At 68.4% G+C, this 3034-nt stretch carries 4 protein-coding genes; all 4 read right to left on the bottom strand.

The genetic code is table 11. The features are described 5' to 3' along the window. Window positions 1-124: 124 nt before the first annotated feature. Window positions 125-208, bottom strand: a complete 84-nt coding sequence (locus CSW58_RS16290; RefSeq protein ID WP_369825174.1) for a hypothetical protein — start codon at window positions 206-208, stop codon at window positions 125-127. A gap of 59 nt (window positions 209-267) precedes the next feature. Next, window positions 268-1254, bottom strand: coding sequence for a GAF domain-containing protein (locus tag CSW58_RS11800; protein WP_099447416.1), 987 nt, complete (start codon window positions 1252-1254; stop codon window positions 268-270). Between the two features lie 132 nt (window positions 1255-1386). Continuing rightward, window positions 1387-2670 (bottom strand): HlyC/CorC family transporter, encoded by a 1284-nt coding sequence (locus CSW58_RS11795; protein WP_099447415.1) that lies wholly within the window; start codon window positions 2668-2670, stop codon window positions 1387-1389. A gap of 74 nt (window positions 2671-2744) precedes the next feature. Continuing rightward, a partial coding sequence (locus CSW58_RS11790; RefSeq protein ID WP_099447414.1) for a GreA/GreB family elongation factor occupies window positions 2745-3034 on the bottom strand: 290 nt, incomplete at its 5' end.

The following is a 3034-nucleotide window of genomic DNA, read 5'->3' as shown; positions in this document are numbered from 1 at the left end:
TGGATTTCGGGTTGAGGCGAACATCGCGCGCAATAGTCGAAGCTCATGCCGTCGCGCGCCGCGAAGGCCTCGGTCTCGGCGGTCGAACACCTCGCGCAGGCTGGCCCCTTCCAGTTCTGGTCGGTCAGCAGTTGTGGGTCTTTGACAGGGCATCAGCCGCGCCTCGAAAGGCGGTTTGAACGCCGGCCGGATCGGGGGTGTTGCGCAGGGTCTGACGGGCGATCGATTTGGACCGAGACCAGGGGTTTCTTGACCCGATGGTTCAGTTCATTGAGCAGCAGACGCTGGCGTTCCTCGGCCCGCTTGCGATCGGTGATGTCCAGGGACACCCCGGCCATGCGGCGCGCCCCGCCATGGTCGGCGGTCTGGGCCGCGCGCCGCGGGCGTGCACCCAGCGCGAGTCGGCCGGTTCGGCGTGCGGACCCGATATTCGATGTCATAGTCGGAGCCGCGGTGGATCGCATCCTCGATCGCCTGGATCATCTGCGGCCGGTCGTCGCGATAGATCGAGGCCACGAGGTCGTCGAAACCGAAACTCTCCTCGGTTCCTCGGCCATAGTTGGCCTTGCAGATGTCCGAAGCCTCATAGGCCCGTGTCGCGACGTCGAGCTCCCAGGAGCCCAGACGCCCTGAATCCAGGGCGAATTTCAGCCGTTCCTCCGCGCTGCGCCGGTGGTCCAGTTCACGCAGGGCGGCGTCGACCGCGCGCATCGACTCGATCGCCACCGCCGCCTGGGCGGCCAGACCGACCACCAGGCTCTCGGCGCGCGGGCTGAAGCGTCCCGGTTCGGAATGCCCGAAGAACAGGCCGCCCAGCACCTCGCCGCCGCGGGTCACGACAGGCGCGGCCAGATAGGCGCGAACCGGCAGATGGCCCTCGGGCATGCCCTGATAGGGCGTGTTGTGGCCGTAGCGGGGGTCCTGGGTTATGTCGTCCGAGCGAACCACGCCCTCGCCGTCAAAGATCGGAGCGAAAATCGCGGTGCGACGCGGCATCGGGTAACCGGCGAAGGTTTCGCGCGGCAGGCCGGAGAGGCTGTAGAGCGTGTAGCCTTCACCGCCCGCATCGACCACGTTGTAGAAGAAGGCGCCGAAAGCCGCGCCGGTCAGTTCGACCCCGCCGTCGACGACCGCCTGGACCACGTGCTGCAGGTCGACGCCGCTGCCGATGGCCTCGGCGATGCGATTGAGGGCTTCGGACCGCCGAATTTCCTCGGCCAGCGCCGTTTCCAGTTCGGCGACGCGCGCGGTCATAACAGCGTCGTCGACCTTTCTCACGTCGTTCCCGTCGGCCAAATTAAAACGTCCCCCACCCGCGGACCCGATGTGAAGCCTCTAATGCGCGGCGTTTAGAAATGTTCCCGCACGGACTTTCAGCGTCGGCTGTCACGCATGAGCTTCCTCCAACCGGCCGCTGATCCGCAAGGCGGTAACTTGATTGCGCTGCCGCCGCAGCACCTGGAAGCGGTGGTGGTGGAAGATGAAGATCTGGCCCGGTTCGGGAATGGTCTGGGCCTCGTGGATGACCAGGCCGGCGATGGTCACCGCCTCGCCCTCGGGCAGGTCCCAATCCATGGCGCGGTTGAGGTCGCGCACGGGGACATGGCCGTCGACATGCACCGAGCCGTCGGCCTGGCGGCGCAGGCCCTCGACGCTGGTGTCGTGCTCGTCCTCGATCTCGCCGACGATCTCCTCGAGGATGTCCTCCAGGGTCACCAGGCCCTGCAGGGCGCCGTATTCGTCGACGACCAGGGCGAAGTGGCTCTTGCGCTTGAGGAAGGCGGCCAACTGGTCCTTCAGGCTGGTGGTGTCGGGAATGAACCACGGCTCGCGCAGGATCGCGGCGATGTCGATCGAGTCCACGCCGCCCTCGGCGGCGGCCAAGGCGCGCAGCAGGTCACGGGCGTGCAGCACCCCGATGATGTTGTCGGCGTTGTCGCGATAGAGCGGGATGCGGGTGTGCTGGGCCTCGAGGGCCTCGGTCACCAGTTCGCGCGGCGGCAGGTCGGCGTCGATCAGCACGATCGACTTGCGATGGACCATGATCTCCGAGACGTCCATGTCCGACAGGTCCAGCACGCCGCCCAGCATCCGCCGGTCGCCGCTCTCCACCGAGCCTTCCGAGTGATGGTACTCGACCGCGCCGCGGATCTCCTCGTGGGCGGCCAGCACGTCGACCCCCATGTCCAGCTTGACTCCGAACAGCCGCAGGGTGCGCCGCACGATCCACTGGACGGTGTAGACCACGGGGCCGAACAATCGCACCGCCACCTGGGTGGGCCCTGACAGGAACCGGGCCACGTCGTCGGACTTCAGGATGGCCAGGGTCTTGGGCAGGACCTCGGCGAAGACCAGGACCAGCACGGTCATCATCGCCGTCGCGGCCGCCACGCCCCAGGGACCGGGGATCAGGGCCGTCAGCACCTGGGTGGCCAGGGCCGAGGCCAGGATGTTGACCAGGTTATTGCCCAGCAGCACCGCCCCGATCATCGTCTCCTGGTCGGCCAGCAGCCGGTTGACCCGCCGCGCCGCCCGGTCGCCCTCGCGCTCCAGCTGGTGCATGCGGGCGCGGCTGGCGGCGGTCAGCGAGGTCTCGGCGGCCGAGAACAGGGCCGAGATCGCCAGCAGGCCAAGGACGATGGGGGCGAGGGTCAGGATGGCGGCGATCATGGCGACGGTTGTACGACGCCCCAGCTTCGAGGGGGAGGGCTTCGAGGGGGAGGGGCGTCGCGATAGGAGAGGGCCTAGACGTCGAGGGTGAGGACCCGGACGCCGCGCGCCCGACCGTCGTGGTCCGTCCAGTGGAAGATCTCGCCGGCGGTCATGCCGATCAGGGCGGCGCCGACCGGGGTCAGCACCGAGATCCGGCCCTCGTCGATACTGGCGTCGCGGGGCAGGCTCAGGCGCACGCGGCGAACCTGGCCGCTGGTGAGGTCCTGATAGGCGACGGTCGAGCCGATGCCGACGAACGGGCGCGGCGCCTGGCCGGGATCGACGATCAGGGCGCGGGCCATCTCGTCGGCCAGCACGCGGC

Source organism: Caulobacter sp. B11 (genome assembly GCF_002737765.1).
Lineage (GTDB): Bacteria > Pseudomonadota > Alphaproteobacteria > Caulobacterales > Caulobacteraceae > Caulobacter.
Note: the sequence above shows the minus strand (reverse complement) of the source record. Positions and strands in the feature narration are given on the sequence as shown.